14 protein-coding genes and 5 pseudogenes are annotated in these 18,597 nt (G+C 67.4%); 13 read left to right on the top strand and 6 right to left on the bottom strand.

All coding sequences use genetic code 11. The features are described from left to right. Both WA944_RS03465 and WA944_RS03470 read left to right on the top strand, forming a co-directional pair. On the top strand, positions 1-231 hold a 231-nt coding region (locus WA944_RS03465), incomplete at its 5' end, for an Rv0909 family putative TA system antitoxin (RefSeq protein WP_526646344.1). A gap of 12 nt (positions 232-243) precedes the next feature. Beyond that, positions 244-684: a type II toxin-antitoxin system Rv0910 family toxin gene (locus WA944_RS03470; protein ID WP_370330634.1), complete on the top strand. Its 441-nt coding sequence runs from the start codon at positions 244-246 to the stop codon at positions 682-684. A gap of 84 nt (positions 685-768) precedes the next feature. Here WA944_RS03470 and WA944_RS03475 read toward each other — a convergent pair whose 3' ends face one another. From WA944_RS03475 to WA944_RS03500, 6 genes and pseudogenes are all read right to left on the bottom strand, one after another. Continuing rightward, complete coding sequence (locus tag WA944_RS03475) at positions 769-1,200, bottom strand: VOC family protein (RefSeq protein ID WP_526646346.1); 432 nt, start codon at positions 1,198-1,200, stop codon at positions 769-771. A gap of 25 nt (positions 1,201-1,225) precedes the next feature. Then, positions 1,226-2,712 (bottom strand): annotated as a pseudogene (locus WA944_RS03480) (AMP-binding protein). Beyond that, positions 2,709-3,494, bottom strand: a complete 786-nt coding sequence (locus WA944_RS03485; protein WP_526374054.1) for an SDR family NAD(P)-dependent oxidoreductase — start codon at positions 3,492-3,494, stop codon at positions 2,709-2,711. The pseudogene WA944_RS03480 and the gene WA944_RS03485 overlap by 4 nt, the downstream one beginning before the upstream one ends. A 1-nt stretch (position 3,495) precedes the next feature. Continuing rightward, positions 3,496-4,995 (bottom strand): AMP-binding protein, encoded by a 1,500-nt coding sequence (locus WA944_RS03490; protein WP_526374055.1) that lies wholly within the window; start codon positions 4,993-4,995, stop codon positions 3,496-3,498. Beyond that, on the bottom strand, positions 4,992-5,735 hold the full coding sequence (locus tag WA944_RS03495) for a GntR family transcriptional regulator (protein WP_526374056.1): 744 nt from the start codon (positions 5,733-5,735) through the stop codon (positions 4,992-4,994). Before WA944_RS03495 ends, WA944_RS03490 begins: the two co-directional genes overlap by 4 nt. Continuing rightward, on the bottom strand, positions 5,732-7,315 hold the full coding sequence (locus WA944_RS03500; protein ID WP_526646348.1) for an SMP-30/gluconolactonase/LRE family protein: 1,584 nt from the start codon (positions 7,313-7,315) through the stop codon (positions 5,732-5,734). Before WA944_RS03500 ends, WA944_RS03495 begins: the two co-directional genes overlap by 4 nt. A gap of 140 nt (positions 7,316-7,455) precedes the next feature. On the opposite strand from WA944_RS03500, the gene WA944_RS03505 reads away from it, so the two are divergent. The 11 genes and pseudogenes from WA944_RS03505 to WA944_RS03555 all read left to right on the top strand — a co-directional run. Continuing rightward, complete coding sequence (locus tag WA944_RS03505; RefSeq protein WP_526374058.1) at positions 7,456-8,313, top strand: SDR family NAD(P)-dependent oxidoreductase; 858 nt, start codon at positions 7,456-7,458, stop codon at positions 8,311-8,313. Between the two features lie 31 nt (positions 8,314-8,344). After that, a pseudogene (locus WA944_RS03510) lies at positions 8,345-9,774 on the top strand (aromatic ring-hydroxylating oxygenase subunit alpha). A 19-nt stretch (positions 9,775-9,793) separates the two neighbouring features. Next, positions 9,794-11,635, top strand: a pseudogene (locus WA944_RS03515) (flavin-containing monooxygenase); the annotation flags it as partial. 18 nt (positions 11,636-11,653) lie between these two features. Further along, positions 11,654-12,562: pseudogene (locus WA944_RS03520) on the top strand (SDR family NAD(P)-dependent oxidoreductase). Further along, the gene (locus WA944_RS03525; RefSeq protein ID WP_526610713.1) at positions 12,555-13,736 is read left to right on the top strand and encodes a CaiB/BaiF CoA transferase family protein; all 1,182 of its coding nucleotides are present in this window, start codon (positions 12,555-12,557) and stop codon (positions 13,734-13,736) included. The pseudogene WA944_RS03520 and the gene WA944_RS03525 overlap by 8 nt, the downstream one beginning before the upstream one ends. Before the next feature lie 19 nt (positions 13,737-13,755). Continuing rightward, positions 13,756-14,904, top strand: coding sequence for an acyl-CoA dehydrogenase family protein (locus tag WA944_RS03530; RefSeq protein ID WP_526646350.1), 1,149 nt, complete (start codon positions 13,756-13,758; stop codon positions 14,902-14,904). After that, positions 14,901-15,818: an acyl-CoA dehydrogenase family protein gene (locus tag WA944_RS03535; protein WP_526374061.1), complete on the top strand. Its 918-nt coding sequence runs from the start codon at positions 14,901-14,903 to the stop codon at positions 15,816-15,818. Before WA944_RS03530 ends, WA944_RS03535 begins: the two co-directional genes overlap by 4 nt. Next, positions 15,815-16,969 carry an acyl-CoA dehydrogenase family protein gene (locus WA944_RS03540; protein ID WP_526610708.1) on the top strand — a complete coding sequence of 385 codons (1,155 nt, stop codon included), beginning with the start codon at positions 15,815-15,817 and terminating at the stop codon, positions 16,967-16,969. The genes WA944_RS03535 and WA944_RS03540 overlap by 4 nt, the downstream gene beginning before the upstream one ends. Beyond that, positions 16,969-17,970 carry an acyl-CoA dehydrogenase family protein gene (locus WA944_RS03545; protein ID WP_526610706.1) on the top strand — a complete coding sequence of 334 codons (1,002 nt, stop codon included), beginning with the start codon at positions 16,969-16,971 and terminating at the stop codon, positions 17,968-17,970. Before WA944_RS03540 ends, WA944_RS03545 begins: the two co-directional genes overlap by 1 nt. A gap of 10 nt (positions 17,971-17,980) precedes the next feature. Then, positions 17,981-18,106 (top strand): hypothetical protein, encoded by a 126-nt coding sequence (locus tag WA944_RS03550; RefSeq protein WP_526374068.1) that lies wholly within the window; start codon positions 17,981-17,983, stop codon positions 18,104-18,106. Further along, positions 18,052-18,597: pseudogene (locus tag WA944_RS03555) on the top strand (thiamine pyrophosphate-binding protein); the annotation flags it as partial. The gene WA944_RS03550 and the pseudogene WA944_RS03555, both read left to right, overlap by 55 nt.

Below are 18,597 nucleotides of genomic sequence, written 5' to 3' on the forward strand. Positions count from 1 at the left end.
GTCGACACCGCGATCGACAAGGCCGGTGACCTCGTCGACAAGAAGACGCAGGGCAAGTACGCCTCGCAGGTGAACAAGGTGCAGGACGCCGCGAAGAAGGCCGTCCAGGACAACACCACCCCGTCCGCGCAGGTGCCTCCCGGCCAGGAGTCCGGTCAGCCTCCGACGTCCGAGACGCCGCCGGGGACGCCGCCGCGGCAGCAGCCCCCGACGGCGCCGCCGTCGTCGTAGACGGTTCGCGGTATGGCCAAGTTGTCCGTCTCCGTCGACGTACCGCTGCCGCCGGAGAAGGCGTGGGAGAGCGCTTCGGATCTGTCCCGCTACCGGGAGTGGTTGTCGATCCACCGGGTGTGGCGTTCCAAGCTGCCGGACACGATCGAAAAGGGCACGGTCCTGGACTCGATCGTCGAGGTCAAGGGCATGCCCAACCGCATGCGGTGGACGGTCGTGCACTACCGGCCGCCGGAGGCGATGACGCTCAACGGTGACGGCAAGGGCGGCGTGAAGGTCAAGCTGATCGGCAAGGTCAAGCCCAGCGGCGACGATCTGTCCACGGTGACGTTCGACGTGCATCTGGGCGGGCCGGCACTGTTCGGCCCGATTGGGATGGTCGTCGCCAGCTCGTTGAAGGGTGACATCCGAGAGTCGCTGGAGCGGTTCAAGGCGGTGTTCGCACCCTCCTGAGAGTCAGCGGCGACGTCGCCGCCCGACCAGCTTCGCGATCTTGCCGTGCCCTCCGGCGATCACCACGTGCATTGTCCTACCCTCCTAGGTCGCGAAGACCTGCGAATCGTCGGCGAAGGCCTTGAACTCGAGAGCATTCCCCGCGGGGTCGAGGAGAAACATCGTCCACTGCTCGCCGGTTTCACCGGCGAACCGCACGTAGGGCTCGATCACGAAATCGACACCGGCGGCGTGTAGGCGTCGGCTGAGCTCGTGGAATGCCGGGATGGTCAGGATCAGCCCGAAGTGGGGGACCGGAACGTCATGCCCGTCGACGGGGTTGTGCAGAGCCGCCATCCGGTCGGGCGCCAGATGGGTGACCAGTTGGTGGCCGTACAGGTTCCAGTCCACCCAGGCCTCGGCACTGCGTCCCTGGTCGAGACCGAGCACTTCGCCGTAGAAATGCCGGGCGGCGGTCAGGTCGTCGACCGGTACTGCGAGATGAAACCGCGGGATCGCGGAGTCGGGGACGTCCATGGCGCCATGCTACGGACGGATCCGGTCAACCCACCCGGCCGCGCAGCTCCCGTTTGAGGACCTTGCCGTAGCTGTTCTTGGGCAGCTCGTCGACGAACTCGTAGCGCTTGGGCCGCTTGAACCTCGCGATGCGGTCGAGCAGGTGCGCGTCCAGTTCGGCCACGGAGACCTCGCCGAGGATGAACGCGACGACAACCTCGCCCCACTCGTCGTCGGAAGCCCCCACCACGCCGGCCTCGACGACCGCGGGGTGCTCGAGCAGTGCCTCCTCGACCTCGCGGGGGGTAGATGTTGCTGCCACCGCTGATCACCACGTCCTTGGATCCGTCGCGCAGCGTGAGCAGCCCCGCGGAGTCGAACGACCCCATGTCCCCGGTGCGCAGCCAACCGTCCTGCAGCGTGGCCGCCGTCGCCTCGGGGTTGTTTCAGTACCCCGACATCACCACGTCACCGCGGCAGACGATCTCGCCGATGACGTCGACCCCGGCAGACAGGCCGTCCGGCCCGAGCACTGCGACGTCGACGCCGGAGCGTGCGTAGCCGACCGAACCGAGTGCTGCGTCGTCGGCCCATGCATCACCGGCAACGTGGTCGCTTCGGCGCAGACCGGTGATCGTCATCGGCGCCTCGCCCTGCCCGTAGAGCTGGACGAAGATCGGACCGAACGCAGCCAGCGCCTTCTTGAGGCTGTCGACGTACATCGACCCGCGGCCATAGACGATCGTCTGGAGGTTGCGGGACCTGGCACGTCCGGTCCGGACCAGCCGCGCCACCATCGTCGGCGCCAGAAAAGCGCTACAGCCCGGGTGCTGCTCGCACAGGTCGAGGAACTCCTCCGGGTCGAACATCCCCGAAGTGGGGACCACCTGCCGGGCGCCGCGCAACACGTAGGGCGGCACGTACAGTCCCGACCCGTGCGACATCGGGGCGCCGTGGATCAGGCTGCAGTTCTGGTCGGGCGCATCGAAGTCGGCCAGGTGTGACACCGTCATCGCCATCAGGTTCCGGTGCGACAGCATCGCCCCCTTGGAGCGACCTGTGGTGCCACTGGTGTAGAAAAGCCACGCCAGGCTCGTCGGATCGGTGTGCAGCGGCGGCCCCGACATGTCTGCGGTGCAACGGTCTTCGTATGCATCGTCCCCGATGGTCTCGATCGGGACGGACGTCTCCGCGGCCAGCTGTGCGCCGATCTTGGGCGAGGCGAAGACCCGGGCGACGCCGGCGTCGTCGATGATCTGCCGCATCTCGCGGGGGTGCAGCTTGGAGTTGACCGGGACGAACACGCACTCGGCCGCCCAGATCGCGAACATCAGCTCGATGATCTCGGGCCGGTTCTCGCTGGCCACCGCAAGCCGCGCCCCAGGGCCGAACGGCCGCAGCGACGTCGCCAGCCGCAGTGCATGCCCTCTCCCGCAACGAGGACCAGGTGTGCACCTGGCGCTCGCCGTGATACACCGCCCCACGGCCGCCGTGGCGCGCGGCGGCCTGGTCGAGCAGGGAGAACAGGTTCATGACGAAGACCCACGCGCAACCCAGTCGGCGTTCAGCGCGAAATCCGAGAGGTACTTCGTCGAACTCCAGCCACCGTCGACGACGATGGTCTGGCCGTTGATGAAGCTTCCCCCCTCGGAGCACAGGAACGCCACGGTGGACGCGATGTCCTCGACGCGGCCGAGCCGCTGATGCGGGGTCATCTCGGTGTTGATCTTGCGGAACCGCTCGTCCTCGAGTCGGGTGGCGACCATCGGCGTGAGCGTGACCCCGGGCGCGACTGCGTTGCAACGGATGCCCTGTGCGCCGTACTGGCAGGCGATGTGCGTGGTCAACGACGTCAGCCCGCCCTTGGCGGCCGAGTAGGCGCCACCGCGCAGACCGCCGACGACGGCGAACGTCGAGGTCACGTTGATGATCGCCGACCCCGGCTGCATGTGGCCGATGGCTTCGCGCGCCAGCCGGAACGGCGCCCGCAACATCAATCCCAGGAAATGGTCCAGTGATTCGTCGTCGGTCTCGTGTAGCGGCTTCGGGTTGCCGACGCCGGCGTTGTTGACCAGGAAGTCGATCCGCCCCCACCTTTCCAGCGCTGCGGCGACGATGCGGCTGGGCGCAGCGTCGTCGGTGAGGTCGACGGCCAGCGTGGCGATGCGGTCCGGATCGCCGACCGCCTCTTCGAGTTCGGCGAGTCGCTGGGGATCGCGGCCAGTGCCCAACACCGCCATGCCACATTCGGCAAGTGTTGTCGCACAGCCGAACCCGATACCGCTGCTGGCGCCGGTGACGATCGCTACCTGCATGTCAGGACTCCTCTGTCAGTTCAGCCTTGATGTGGTGTTTGAGGACCTTGCCCGCGGCGTTCTTCGGCAGGGTGTCGTAGCGCACCACACGCTCCGGCGCTTTGAACTTCGCGACACCCCGAGCCAGCAGGAACTCCCGCAACTCGGCGACGTCGGGACCGGGCGGGTGTGAGGCGACGATGGCCGCGCACGCCCGCTCGCCGGTGCGCGGGTCGGGGATCCCGACGATCGCGATCTCGGCGATCTGCGGGTGCGTGACCAGGATGTCCTCGACCTCTTTGGGGGAGATGTTCTCGCCGTTGCGGATGATGATGTCCTTGGCACGTCCCGTCACCACCAGATACCCGTCGTCGGTGAAGCGTCCGAGATCTCCCGTGCGGAAATACCCCGCCTCGTCGAAGGCGGCGCGGGTGTCGTCGGCGTGCAGGTACCCGGTGAGCATCTGCGGACCGCGGGCGCGGATCTCGCCGTCGACGAGGATGACGTCGGCGATTCCCGGCCTGCCGTCGGTCTCGGCGGCGTGGTCGACGTCGTCGAGTGAGCCCACCGTGGTCACCGGCACCTCGGTCGATCCGTACACCCTGGTCACCAGGGCACGCTGGAAATATTTTGCGGCACGTTGGATCAGCGACGGTGGTACCGACGCGCCGCCGCAGATGAACACCTTCAGGTCAGGCAGCCGGGTCGCGGCCCGCTCGGCCGCGGTGAGCAGACCTGACAGGAACGGCGTCGCCCCTGCCATGTGGGTGCACCGGTGCTCGAGCATCAGCGCGACGGCGGCGTCGGAGTCCCACCGCTGCATCAGAACTGCCTGGGTGTTCAACAGCAGCGGGCACTCGAAGGCATAGATCGATCCGCCGATGTGGGCGACCGGGGACGGCACCAGGAACGTGTCACCTGGCTCTATCCGCCAGAACGTCCCGAGTTGGGCGATCAACGCATTCAACGAGTTATCGCTGTGCAGAACACCTTTCGGACGTCCGGTGGTGCCGGACGTGTAGAGGATCATGCGGGTCGCATCGGGGTCCAGCGTGGGCAGCGGTTCGACCATCGGGGCCGCGAAGAGGTCGGCATACGCGGTGTGGCCGCGGGCGTCGCCGCGCACCACGACGACCTCGGGCGCGGACGGCAGATCAGCGACCACCTTGGAGAGCATCGCGGCATAGTCGTGACCGCCGAAGTTCTCCGGGATGAAGACGACCCGGCTTTGGGCGTCGGTGAGGATGAACCCCAGTTCGTGGTCGCGCAGCGAGGGCAGTATCGGGTTGACGACCATGCCCGCCAGCGTGGCGCCGAGGTAGATGACGGCGGCCTCATGCCAGTTGGGGACCATGAACGACACCACGCTGCCGACCGGCATCCGCGTGGTCAGCGCAGCGGCCAGGCTGGTCGCCTGGGAGCTCAGACCGGCGCAGGTCAATGTCAGGTCACCGTCCCGCAGCAGGATCCGGTCCGGAGCCGCGGCCGCCGCGTCGCGCAGCGCATCGGCCAGGGTGGTCACCGAGTATCCCTGACGCGCCGCATCGTCATCGCGTGCCGGTATCTCGACGCCGGGTGGGTGTTGACCGTGACCTGGGCGATCTCGCCGTCGGACGTGGTGTAGGTGCGTTGCAGTTGCAGGCCGACGCTCCCGGCGTCGGTCTCCAGCCGCCCGGCCATCTCGGCGTCGAGCAGCACCGCCGAGATCTCCTGGTGTACCTCGACGACACTGACCCCGAACATGTCCTCGAGGAGCGGGAAGATGGGCCCGGTGTGCCGGTGCAGCAGTCGGCCCGCCGCGGCGAACGTGCGGTTGATGTAGTACTCGGTGCGGCAGACAGGGGCGGTCGCGTCGTCGATACGCCGGTATCCGCTCGCGGCAAGCCATTCCGTACCAGGAGCGAGGCCGGTGCGTTCGGCCAGTGCGTCGTCGACGGTGACCATCGCGTTGGTTTCGATCGCGAACCGGGTGCCTTGGGCGAAGGCCAGCAGGTCATCGATCGACATGACGTCCTGCGCGTACGAGTTGGTGCTCGGGCGGGGGACCACCAGGGTGCCCGCCCGCGGACGGGATGCGACGAGGTTGTCGTCGCGCAGCCGGCGCAGTGCCTCTCGGACGGTGTAGCGGCTGACCGAGAATCGTTCGCACAGCTCGTGTTCGGTGGGCAGCTGGGAACCCACCGGATACACCCCGTCGACGATCTCCTTGCGCAGCGCCCGCGCCACCTGCAGGTAGCGGTGATCACCGGCTGTCGCGGTCATACCCGGCGCACCGCCAGCACGCTGCCGTCACCGTCGGCCGAGATGTACAGCGTGCCGTCCGGCCCCGAGGTGACGCCGGCGAACGGTCCCTGCGGGCCGGAGAACGGCGGCATTCCCTTCAGCGGCTTGGGCTCGACACCCGGTGGGGCACCGACGGGAAAGTCGGTGGCAATGGTGTTGCGGGTCTTGCTGAACAGGTCGAACTCCACGAGTTCCTCGGCGCCGGCGTCGACGATGTAGAGCCGGCCGTCGCGCACGTGCAGACCCTGTGGACGTTGCAGACCGTCCACGACGGTGTCCACCCCGCCCGGGCTGAGCCGAACCACCCGCCCGGCGCCGGATTCGGCGACCAGCGGCACCCCGTCGGGATCCAGCGCGACGCCGACCGGGTCCTGCAGGTCTGAGGCCAACGTCACCACGGTGCCCGACGTCAGGCTGTGCACCCGCCCGGTGCCCAGCTCGGCGAACACGATCGTCCCGTCGGGGGTCACGGCCGCGCCGTACAGCTGATCGAAGTCGGTGGCCAGGAAGTCGGTCTCCCCGGCTTCGGGACGGTAGCGGGCGACCTGACCGCCCGAGGTCGTCACGACGAACTCGCCCGCGCCGACCGCCTCGATTCCGCGGAGGAATCCGGGATAGCCGGGGGAGAACAGCATTCCGACGGTCTGCAGCGAACCCTCGGGGGTGACCGCGTAGAAGTACGTGCCGTCCGCGATGAACAGTCGCCCGTCGGACACGGTCAGGTCCAGCGGCAAGTTCAACCCGCCGGGCAGCACTGTAGAGGTCTGCCCGCCGGAGCGGATCTCGGTGATCTCGCCGGTGAAGTTCGACGCGAACAGCCGGTCGCCGACGAAGGTCAGGTTGTCCAGACCCGGATTCAACTGTGCCAACACGGTTTTGTCGCCGCTGCGTGGGTCGATGCGCAGGACCTGTCCGCTGGCCACCTGGGCCGAGACGATGAAACCGTCCGCGTCGAACTTCACGGCATCGGGCACACCGAGGTCGGCGGCGACGCGCTGCGGCTCACCGTGCTCGTCGGGGTCCACCCGCCAGATCTCGTTGGCCGTCATCACCGCGTAGTAGAGCAGCCCGTCGGGGCCGACCTCCATCGCGTTGGGTGACGGCAGATTGTCGACCAGGATCCGTGGGGCGCTCCCGTCGAGCGGGAGCTCCATCAGCCGGCCGCCGTCGCGGCACTCGCCGACGAACAGCCGACCCCGATGGACGGTGATGCCGTTCGCACAGGGCAGATCGTCGCGCAGTACCGGGGTGCGGCCCGCGCTGTCGCGCGCGCTGACCCGGCCGTCCATCACCTCGGTCGCGAACAGGGTGCCGTCGTCGCCGAACGCGACATCATCGGGGGCGATGATGTCGCCTCCCTTGGCGCTCACGGTGTCGACCACACCGGTGGCCAGGTCCAGCGCGCTGATCTGGCTGCCCGTCACCTGGGCCACGTAGATGCGCCCGTCGGGCCCGGTGCGCAGGCCGTTGGCGCCGAACAGTCGGCTGGGTGCGGTCACCCGGTCCAGCTGCCATCCCTGCGCGGTAGAAGGGTCCTGCGCGACGTACCTGGCGTTCATGCGTCCGGACGTTAGCAAGGTCCAGCGAGTCCAGACAATAGTGCGGATCTCAGGGCGTGATCGGCCTTGACGGTGACATAACCGCTGCGGAATAGTGTTCTGCAATATGCAGAACGACCTTATTTGTCCGGACAATTAAGATGAGTCCTGGACTTTCGATCACGTTGGACGGCCGCATCGTTGTCGTCTCCGGCGCAGGTGGCGGCGGCATCGGGACGACGGACACGCGCCTGGCCGCCGAGGCGGGTGCCACTGTGGCGGCGGTCAGCCGATCGAAGGACAACCTCGACGAACACGTGGGCCCCCTGGCGCGCCGGGGCCTGTCGGTGGTCCCGGTAGCTGCCGACGCGTCCACCGACGACGGCATCGCCGCCGTGCTGGAGAACGTTCGTCGAACTCCCGGCGACCTCTATGGACTGGTCAACATCGCCGGTGGCGCCGCGCCGGCGACCTGGATGTCATCGACCCGGGTGACCCGCGACGACTGGCGCTCACTGTTCGCCGCGAACCTCGAGACGGCCTTCTTCATGAGTCAGGCCGTGAGCCGGGAACTGCGTGCTGAACGCCGCAGAGGATCGATCGTGTCGGTGTCGTCGATCAGCGGTATGAACACCGCGCCGTTCCACATCGCCTACGGCACGGCGAAGGCCGCGGTGGTGGCGATGACGCGAACCATGGCGGTCGAGCTGGCGCTGGACGGCATCCGGGTCAACGCCGTCGCACCAGGAGTGACCGAAACGGCCGCGTCGGCGATGTACGTCGACGAGGATCCGGACCGTGACCGCACCGCGCTCGCGATGGGACGCCGCGGCACCCCCGAGGAGCAAGCCGGCGCGATCCTGTTCCTGCTGTCCGACCTGTCGAGCTACATCACGGGCCAGACGCTGCTCGTCGACGGCGGGCTGAACCTGAAGTGGACCCATCTGGGGGCGGACAACACGTCGCTGTTCTTGAAAGACGAGACCTTCCGCGCAGCGATCCAGCAGAGGGAACAGTGATGTCGGGCGGCTCGAGGAAGCGAGAAATGTGATGACCCATACCGAATCCCACCTCGACACCGCGATCGAGATCGATGCCGACAAGGACGATTCGACAGGCTTGATCGCCGAAGACCTGTCCGAGCCGACGACGATTCCGGTCGAGGCGTACATCTCCGAGGCATACGCCCGCGCCGAACGCGACAGACTGTGGCGCAAGGTCTGGCAGCAGGTCGGCAGGGTGGAGGAGATCCCCGAGGTCGGCAGCTACCTGACCTACGACATCCTCGACGACTCGATCATCGTCGTGCGCACCGGAACCGGGTCTTCTGCCGCAGATTTCGCCGCCCATCACAACGTCTGCATGCACCGTGGCCGCAAGCTGGTCGACACCCCGGACGGTGCCAAGAACGCCGTCGGTCGGGCGCGCAAATCGTTCGTGTGCGGGTTCCACGGCTGGACATACGGTCTCGACGGCGCCTGCACCCACATCCGTGAACAGGACGACTGGAAGGGCACGCTGACGCGTGAGAATACCCACCTGGCGCCCGTCCAGGTGGACACCTGGGGTGGATGGCTGTTCATCAACATGGACCCCGGCTGCGAGCCGCTGGTCGACTATCTGTTCCCGGCGTCGAAGATCCTCGACCCGTTCGGTCTGGAGAACATGCGCTACAAGTGGCGCAAGTGGCTGTACTTCGATTGCAACTGGAAAGTCGCGATGGAGGAGGCCTTCAACGAGACCTACCACGTCTTCACCACGCATCCGGAGTTCAACAAGTTCGGCGAATTCAAGGGTTGGGCCAAAGCGCAGGGCCGGCACAGCAACATCGGCTACGACGCGCCGAAGGGGATGGACGAGACCAAGTCCAAGATCCGCCTCGGCACCGGTGACCCGCGCATCTCGACTGCCGAGATGCAGGTGTACACCATGGAGGAGACCAACGCCACCACAACGCAGACCCTGGTGAATGCGGCGAAGCGGCTCGTCGACGAACTGCCGGAAGGCACCCCCGCCGACCAGGTGCTCCAACACTGGCTGGCCTCGGCACGTCGCGACGACGAAGCCCGCGGCGTGATCTGGCCGACGATCCCACCGGACATCCTCGGCCAGAGCGGGACCGCGTGGCAGATCTTCCCGAACTTCCAGGTCGGTCAGGGGTTGACGAGCGCGCTGTGCTACTCCGCGCGCCCCGATCCCAGCTATGACCCGAACAAGTGCATCTTCGAGGTCGCGGTCTACGAGCTCTACCCGAAAGGTGAGGAGCCGCAGACGGAATGGCAGTACACGCCCCAAGGACTCACCGAACTGGCAGTCGGTGCTTCCTCAGGACTTCTCGAACATGGCCGCGGTGCAGCAGGGCATGAAGTCGGCCGGTTTCCCCGGGGACCCGGCCCAATCCGTACCACGAACGCAGCACCGTCAACCTGCACCACCAGCTGTCGAAGTACATGGGAACCGGACAACCCCGCGAGCTGTGAAATCCCTAGAAGGAGACACATGACCACGCCCTGCGGGCCGACTGACACGCCCACCGACATCGACATCCCGGCACTGCGGGAGAAGTACGCGCAGGAGCGCGCCAAGCGGCTGCGACCCGAAGGCGCCTCGCAGTACCTGGAACTGGAAGGGGAGTTCGCCGAGTTCTACGAGGTCGATCCCTACACCACGGTGACGGAGCGCGACCCCGTCGTCGAGAACGCCGAGGTCGTGATCCTCGGCGGGGGATTCGCCGGACTGCTGGCCGGGGCCTATCTGAAGAAGGCCGGCGTGGAGGGGGTCCGCGTGATCGAGATGGCCGGCGACTTCGGCGGCGTGTGGTACTGGAACCGGTTCCCCGGGATCCAGTGCGACAACGATGCCTACTGCTACATCCCGCTGCTCGAAGAGCTCGGTTTCATGCCGTCGAAGAAGTTCGCCGATGGCGCCGAGATCTTCCAGCACTTCCGCAACATCGGCAAGCACTTCGGCCTCTACGACGGCGCGTTGTTCTCCACCCAGGTGCGGGAACTGCGCTGGGACGAGCACCTCGAGCGGTGGCGGATCAGCACAGACCGAGGCGACGACATCAAGGCCCGGTTCGTGGTCATGGCCCAAGGTTCGTACAACCGTCCGAAGCTGCCCGACATCCCGGGCATCAAGGACTACCTGGCTGCTGGAGGACACGTCTTCCACTCTGCGCGTTGGGACTACTACTACACCGGTGGAGATGCCGACGGCGGCCTGGACAAGTTGGCGGACAAGCGCGTCGCGCTGGTCGGCACCGGCGCGACGGGCGTGCAGCTGGTGCCGCACCTGGGTCGGGATGCCGAACAGCTCTACGTGTTCCAGCGCACCCCGTCCTCGGTGGACGAGCGCGCGAACACCCCGACCGACCCGGCGTGGGCCGCCACCCTGCAACCGGGATGGCAGGAGGAGCGCAAGCGCAACTTCCACAACTGGTCGCCGTTCGTCGGCGTGGTGTTCGGCGAGCCGGATCTGGTGTGCGACTTCTGGACCGAGCTCGGCCGCAACCTGACGGCGCGCATCGCGGGCAGCGAGGACCCGGCGTCGGTGACCATCGAACAGATCATGGCGTTCCGGGAAGAGGAAGACTACAAGATCATGGAGAGGCTGCGCCGTCGGGTGGCAGCCGTGGTCGACGATCCTGCGACGGCGGAGGCGCTCAAGCCGTATTACCGGTTCATGTGCAAGCGGCCTTGTTCGAGCGAGGAGTATCTGTCGGCCTTCAACCGACCCAACGTGACGCTCGTCGACGTGTCGGCGTCCAAGGGGGTGGAGCGGTTGTCCGAGAACGGGATCGTCGCCGACGGTGTCGAGTACGAGGTCGACTGTGTCATCTTCGCCAGCGGGTTCGAGATCTCCACCGAGATCAGCCGCCGGTATGCGATCGACACCATCGAGGGGTGCGACGGGTTGTCGCTCTTCGAGTACTGGCAGGACAGATACAAGACCCTGCACGGGATGACCAGCCGCGGATTTCCGAACATGTTCTTCACCGGGTTCATCCAGGGTGGGGTTTCAGCCAATACCACCGCGATGTTCGAGCAGCAGGCCAGACACATCGCCTACATTCTCGCTGAAGCGCAGAGCCGCGAAGCGACGACGGTCGAGCCGAGTGACGAGGGACAGAACTCCTGGGTCGCGACCGTCAGAGAACTGGCGATCGACAACTCTGCGTTCGAACTGTCCTGCACACCGGGCTATTACAACAACGAAGGCCGTGGCGGTGCCGAGGGCAACGGCTCGTTCCTCGGCGACTTCTACTCGCCCGGGTTCTACGCGTTCGATGATCTGCTCGCCGATTGGCGCGCCGCCGGCGACCTCGACGGCCTGACCCTGAAGAGTGGGAATGGGTGCCTGAGGTTCGACGGACGTGTCGCGGTCGTCACCGGCGGCGGGCGGGGGCTGGGCCGCGCCTACGCCCTGATGTTCGCCGAGCGTGGCGCGAAGGTGGTGGTCAACGATCCTGGCGGCGCGCTCGACGGTGAGGGCGGTGATGGCGGCCCCGCGAACGACTTGGTGCGTGAGATCGTCGATGCCGGAGGCGAAGCCGTGGCGAGCACGGATTCGGTCGCAACCCCCGAAGGCGGCCAGGCCATCATCGGCGCCGCTCTCGAGCGCTTCGGCGGCATCGACATCCTGGTGCACAACGCGGGCATCGTGCGCCGGTCGGCCCTCAAAGACATGTCCTACGAGGACTTCGAGACAGTGCTGGACGTGCACCTGCGCGGCGCGTTCCATGTGGTGCGGCCCGCGTTCCCGCAGATGTGCACGGCAGGTCACGGCCGCATCGTGCTGACCTCCTCGATCGGCACTCTGTACGGTAACCACGACGTCGCCAACGACGCGGTCGCCAAGGCGGGCGTGGTCGGGCTGTCCAACGTGGCGGCACTGGAAGGCGCGGCGCACGGCGTCACGAGCAATGTCATCGTCCCGGCCGCGGTGACGCGGATGGCGGCGGCATCGACACCTCCGCCTACCCCCCGATGGGCCCCGAACTGGTCGCGCCCGTTGTCGGCTACCTCGCGCACGAATCCTGTTCTGCCACCGGGGAGATGTTCGTCGCGCTGGCCGGCCGGGTGGCTACGGCAGTCGTCACCGAATCGCCGGGCGTATATCGCCCGTCCTGGGAGATCGAGGACGTGGCCCGAGCACCTCGCCGCGATCCGTGACATGTCCGAGCCCGTGAGGTCCCCGGTGGTGCCCGACGGGCACAACGACCACATCCGGTACAGCTTCGCGATGGCGGCGAGTGCCCATGCCTGAGTCGATGCCGGGACCGCTGGCAGGGGTGCGCGTGATCGACCTGACCGCGATGGTGATGGGCCCCTACTGCACCCAGATCATGGCCGACATGGGCGCCGAGGTGATCAAGGTCGAGTCGCCGCAGGGCGACAACACCCGGTTTATCTCCGTGGGTCCGGTGTCGGGCATGAGTGGGGTGTTCGTCAACGTCAACCGTGGCAAGCGCAGCGTCGTGCTCGACCTTCGGTCCGATGAGGGCCGGGAAGCGTTGCGGGCGCTCGTCGAACGCGCCGACGTGTTCATCCACTCGATGCGGTCCAAGGCGATCACCAAGCTCGGCTTCGGCTATGACGACGTTGCCGCCATCAACCCGGCGATCGTGTACACCAACTGCTACGGCTACGGCAGGCGCGGTCCCGAGCGGGACCGCCCCGCCTACGACGACACGAACCAGGCTGAATGCGGGATACCTGCGGTACAGGAGCAGCTCACCGGTGAAGCCAACTATGTCGGCACCATCATGGCCGACAAGGTCGCAGGCCTGACGGCGCTGTATGCGACCACGATGGCGTTGTTCCATCGCGAGCGCACCGGCGAGGGCCAGGAGGTAGAGGTCGCCATGTTCGAGACCATGGCGTCCTTCATGCTGTTCGAACATGCCAACGGCGCCATGTTCGACCCCCCGCTGGGACCGGCAGTGTATCCGCGGACGGTGGCGCCGAACCGGCGCCCGTACCGCACCGAGGACGGTCACATCGCCGCGCTGATCTACAACGACAAGCACTGGAACGCGTTCATCGCCTTAGTGCAACCGGCATGGGCGTCCGACCTGTACGCCACGTTGGAGGCACGCGCCCATCAGGTCGACGCAGTCTACGGACTCGTGGCGCAGACGCTGGCCGAGCGCACCACCGACGAGTGGCTGGAACTCTTCCGTGAGCTGGAAATCCCTGCGGCACGGCTGAACACACCGGACGCATTGTTCGACGACCCGCACCTCAACGCCGTCGGCATGTTCGAGACCGACGATACGCCGCACGGGCCGGTCAAGTTCCCCGGTGTGCCGACGTGGTTCTCCCGCACCCCCGGCAAAGTGCGAGGGCCGGCACCGGAGCTCGGTGCCGACACGGCCGCGGTGCTCGACGAGCTCGGTCTGGCTACTCAGGTGCCGACAACAGACGCAGCGGTCGGGTAGGGGCACCGTGGACTTCGACATGGGCAAACGAGCCGGCGATCTGCGGCGTGAGCTGCGCCGGCTGGTGAACGAGCAGGTGCCCGAACACTTTCTCGGCGCTTTCACCGACGACCCTGCCGACCTCGCCACCGTGCAGCAGTTCTGTCGCACGCTGGCCGAGCGCAACCTGCTGTGCCTGGCATGGCCCGAGGAATTCGGCGGTGGCGCAGCGTCGGTCTGGGAGCAGACCGTGGTGCGCGAGGAGATGTGGGCGCACCACGAGCCGCGCGGCGCCCAGTACATGGGCGTCAACTGGGTCGGGCCGATCATCATGCGGCACGGCACAACCGAACAGCAGCGGACGCACCTGCCCCCCATCGCGGCGGGTGAGGTGATCTGGTGCCAGGGTTTCTCGGAACCGGAGGCGGGGTCGGATCTGGCGTCGCTGCGGACCACTGCCCGGCCGGACGGTGCAGGCGGCTGGTCGGTCAGCGGCCAGAAGATCTGGACGTCCTACGCGACGATGGCGCAGTGGTGTTTCCTGCTCGCCCGCACCTCCCGCGGCGAGAAGAAACAGCAGGGCCTGACCATTTTTCTGGTGCCGATGGACGATCCGGCCATCACGGTGCGTCCCATTCGCACCATGTTGGGTCCGCACCACCTCAACGAGGTGTTCTTCGACGACCTGCGGGTCACCGAGGCGGATGTGCTGGGCACAGTCGATCAGGGCTGGTCGATCGTGCAGGACGTGATGTCGTTCGAGCGCGTCGGCATCGCGCGGTACGCCCGCTGTGAACGTCTGCTCGCGGCCGCGCCCACGGTACTGGGACCGCGCTGGGAAGCACTGCCCGCCGAGCTGCGAGGGCGGTGGATCCGCATGCTGACGCACTGTCGCCGCGCCCGGCTGCTGGCCTACCGGGTGGTGGCGCTGCAGAGCAGTGGCCGGATCACCCCGGGTGACGCATCCGCCTATCGCATCGCGGTCACCAAACTGGACCAGGACAGCGCCGAGGTGCTGATGGACATCGCCGCCGAGGTCGGACACGACGATCACCGCGCGCGGTGGTTCCTCGGTGAGGTCGAAGACCACTGGCGCTACTCGCAGGCGTCCACCGTGTCGTCGGGAAGCATTGAGATGCAACGGATCTTGTTGTCCCGCTCGATGCTGGCCGCAGGCGGTGGCCGATGATCCTCGACCTCAGCGACGACGCATCGGAGTACGGCCGCCAGGCTCTGCACGCCTTCGAGTCCGCAGGCGGCGACCTGCTGGTGGCGCAGGCCGAAGCGGATCCCGGCAGTCGGGAATCGCTCGTGGGTCCGGTGCTCGACGAACTCGGTGCATGGGAACTCGACCCGCGCACCGACGCAGACGGACTGGAGGCCGCGGCAGCGTTGTGCCGCAGCGCCGGACACTGGGCGCTGCCTTACCCGCTGGCCGAGCGGCTGGCCACCCCGCCCGACCTCGATGTCGACGGGCTCATCGCCGTCGGCGGGCCCCGGCCGGCAGCCGCCGTCGACGGGCTCGAGTTACGTTGGGGCACAATTGATATCGATGGCCGTCGGGCACTCGTCACCGGCCGGGGGCCCGTCGAACCGGGCTTCGTCACCGAACTCGAGCTGACCCCGCTCGACGACGCGGGTGCCCGGGACATCGCTCTGGCACTCGTGCTGCCGTGCTGGACCCTGCTGGGCATGCTCGACCGCGCGATTGCGCTCACCGTCGCACATGTCAGTCTCCGCAAGCAGTTCGGCCAGTCACTGTCGGCTTTCCAGGGCGTGCAGTTCCAGCTGACCGACGCCGAAGTCGAACGCAGCGGCGTGGACATCCTCGCCAAGCATGCTCTGTGGAGCATCGCCACCGACCAACCGCACGCCGTCGACGACGCGCTCGCGCTGCGCATGTCGGCGCTCGAAGCGGCCGAGGTGGTGTTCCGGGTGTGTCATCAGCTGCACGGCGCGGTCGGCTTCTGCGACGAGACGACGCTGTCGTGGCTGTCGCGTTACAGCCAGCCGCTGCGCCGCCTGCCGTTCGGGCTGTCGGCCACCCGCGACCATCTCACGCGTACCGCTGGACGGCGCGGGTTGTCGGGGCTGTACTCATGAGCGAGCTCGACGACTTCCGGGCCGAGGTGCGGGCTTGGTGCGCCGAGCACGTCGCGCGCGACTGGCGCGAGTCCCAGTCCGGCGCCGATGAGCAGGAGTTCGTCCGTTTCCAGAAGGCGTGGTTCGCCGAATTGCACAGCGCGGGCTTCGCGGTGCCGCACTGGCCGGCTGAATGGGGAGGCGGCATTCCGGTGGAGCGACAGGTGGTGCTCTACCAGGAACTGGCCGCCCACGACGCGCCCCGGTTGGTGCTCGCGTTCGTCGGAATCCACCACGCCGCGTCGACGCTGCTGGTTGCCGGGACCGAGGAGCAGCGCCGACGGCATCTGCCCGCAATCCTCGACGGCGAGATCTGGGTGCAGGGATTCTCCGAACCCGAGGCCGGGTCGGACCTCGCGTCACTGCGCACCACCGCGCGCCGGGTCGGCGACGAGTTCGTGGTCAACGGACAGAAGCTCTGGGCCAGCGGCGGAATGCACGCCGACTGGTGCCTGCTACTGGCCCGCACCGATCCCGAAGCCCCGAAACGGCAGGGCATCTCGTATTTCCTGCTGGACATGACGACGCCCGGTGTGGTGGTGCGCCCGATCCGCAACGCGATCGGCGACTCCCACTTCTGCGAGATCTTCCTCGACGATGTCACGATCCCCGCGGCCAACCTGATCGGAGCCGAGAACGCCGGTTGGCAGGTGGCCCAGGAGACGCTGGGCGCCGAGCGCGGTATGACGATGCTGGAGCTCGCCGAACGCCTCGCCAATGCCGGGTTCCGGCGGCTGCTGCGGTCCGCGCCGGTCGACGATCCGGTCGTGGCCGATCGGCTCGCGGCTTTCGAGACAGAGATCACCGGACTGCGGGGACTGTGCCGGCGACTCGTTGAGCACGGCCCCCGAGGGCCGGCGGACGCGTCGATCGTCAAGCTGTACTACAGCGAGCTGCTGCAGCGGCTCACCGACTTCGCCGTCGAGATCAGCGGCCCCGAAGCGCACACCGTGTTGACGAAACCGATGTCGAGCGGCTGGGAATCCGGTTCCTGGGTCCTGGATTTCGTCGGCTCCTGGGAATGGACCATCCCGGGCGGCGCCAGCGAGATCCAGCGGAGCATCATCGCCGAACGCGGACTCGGCTTGCCACGAGAGCCGAGCGTGGTGTGATGGCCGCCAACGAGTTCGCGGAGTTTCACGACGAGCTGCGGTCCGTCGCCGGTGAGCTGCTGGCCAAGGATCGCGAGGTCGGTTGGGCAGTGCTGGTCGTCGCCGGCTGGACCGGGCTGGAGGTACCCGAGCAGCTCGGCGGCGCCGGCGCGACCTTCGGTGAGACCGCCGTGATCCTCGATCAGATCGGCAGAGCAGCGAGCACCGCCGGCTACCTGGGTTGCGCGGCGCTCGTCGTCGGACTGCTGAACCAGCTGCAGAACAGCCGGTTACGAGACGAGCTCTTCAGCACCGTCGCCGACGGCAGCAGCAGGCTGTGCGCAGTGGCCGGTGACTTCGTGATCGACGGTGGGCGGGTGAGCGGGCACGCAGAGTTCGCGGCCGACGCAGTCGGCGCAGACCGCCTCTTGCTGATCACCGATTCCGAGGTCGCGGTCGTGACGTCCGCCGCGGTGACCGTGCGGGCACAACCCGTCGTCGACGAGACGCGCCGACTGGCCACCGTCACCGCCGACGCCGCGGAGATCGACGAGGTGCTGGCATTCGCCGGTGCGCCTACGGCGGCCATAAGGGCTTTCCAGGACCGCGCCGCAGTGGCCATCGCCTGCGACAGTCTGGGCCTGGCCGAGCAGATGCTGACAGCCACGGTCGATTACGTGAAGATGCGCCACCAGTTCGGTCGTCCGATCGGGTCCTTCCAGGCCGTCAAGCACGCGTGCGCGGACATGCTCGTCGCCGTCGAGGTGTCGCGCCAGCTCGTCGCCCAAGCGGTGGCCGCCGTCTCCGACAACGCCGACGCGGGGGTGGCGGCAGCGATGGCCAAGTCGTACACCTGCTCGGCGGCCGTCGACGTCGCAGGCAAGGCCATGCAGCTCCACGGCGGCATCGGCTACACGTGGGAGAGCGGGATCCACACCTACCTCAAACGCGCCGCACTGAACCGGTCCTTGCTCGGTTCACCTGCAGCACAACGGAAAATACTCGCGCAGCGATACCGATGAAGGAGCACTGATGGGCGTACCCGTCTACAAACGCATTCTCGACCTGTTCGAGGCCGAGGGGGTCAACACGCTGTTCGGCACCACGGCGTCCACACCTCACGCACCCAGCAGGAGGTCAACGAGCTTGCCGAGCTGATGGGCTGCCCGGTGATCCAGACCTCTGGCGGCACGTCGTACATCCCGGGACTGCAGGACCGGACCTTTCCCTACCTGTTCTCCCCGGCCGCCAACGAGGCGGTGGAGAAGTCCGACCTGTGCGTCGCGCTGGGCACCGAGCTCGGCGAGCCCATGCACTACGGGCGGACCCAGCACTGGGCCGGCAACGACGCGAACCGCAAGTGGGTTCTGGTCGAGCAGGATCCGACCGCGATCGGCGTGAACCGCCCCGTCGACGTCCCACTGGTCGGTGATCTCCGCGGGGTGGTGCCGCAACCGTCGAAGCGCTTCGCGACACCCCGCGTGCACCGTCGGCCGCCTCGAGGCGCTCATCAAAGCCGACGCCGCGGAACTGGCGAGGGTGGCCGCAGAGGCCCCGAGCGGACGCACCCCGGTGCACCCGGCGCGCTACGTGGTCGAGGCGACCAAAGCGTTCGCTGAACTCTCCGACGGCATCATGGTGCGCGACGG

This window comes from Mycobacterium sp. (genome assembly GCF_049683355.1).
In the GTDB taxonomy this organism is placed as follows: Bacteria; Actinomycetota; Actinomycetes; order Mycobacteriales; family Mycobacteriaceae; genus Mycobacterium.

Bases quoted from the DNA above. Each gene is read 5' to 3' on its own strand.
- WA944_RS03470 (WP_370330634.1), top strand. From the start codon at position 244: ATGGCCAAGTTGTCCGTCTCCGTCGACGTACCGCTGCCGCCGGAGAAG.
- WA944_RS03475 (WP_526646346.1), bottom strand. From the start codon at position 1,200: ATGGACGTCCCCGACTCCGCGATCCCGCGGTTTCATCTCGCAGTACCG.
- WA944_RS03485 (WP_526374054.1), bottom strand. From the start codon at position 3,494: ATGCAGGTAGCGATCGTCACCGGCGCCAGCAGCGGTATCGGGTTCGGC.
- WA944_RS03495 (WP_526374056.1), bottom strand. From the start codon at position 5,735: ATGACCGCGACAGCCGGTGATCACCGCTACCTGCAGGTGGCGCGGGCG.
- WA944_RS03500 (WP_526646348.1), bottom strand. From the start codon at position 7,315: ATGAACGCCAGGTACGTCGCGCAGGACCCTTCTACCGCGCAGGGATGG.
- WA944_RS03505 (WP_526374058.1), top strand. From the start codon at position 7,456: ATGAGTCCTGGACTTTCGATCACGTTGGACGGCCGCATCGTTGTCGTC.
- WA944_RS03525 (WP_526610713.1), top strand. From the start codon at position 12,555: ATGCCTGAGTCGATGCCGGGACCGCTGGCAGGGGTGCGCGTGATCGAC.
- WA944_RS03530 (WP_526646350.1), top strand. From the start codon at position 13,756: ATGGGCAAACGAGCCGGCGATCTGCGGCGTGAGCTGCGCCGGCTGGTG.
- WA944_RS03535 (WP_526374061.1), top strand. From the start codon at position 14,901: ATGATCCTCGACCTCAGCGACGACGCATCGGAGTACGGCCGCCAGGCT.
- WA944_RS03540 (WP_526610708.1), top strand. From the start codon at position 15,815: ATGAGCGAGCTCGACGACTTCCGGGCCGAGGTGCGGGCTTGGTGCGCC.
- WA944_RS03545 (WP_526610706.1), top strand. From the start codon at position 16,969: ATGGCCGCCAACGAGTTCGCGGAGTTTCACGACGAGCTGCGGTCCGTC.
- WA944_RS03550 (WP_526374068.1), top strand. From the start codon at position 17,981: ATGGGCGTACCCGTCTACAAACGCATTCTCGACCTGTTCGAGGCCGAG.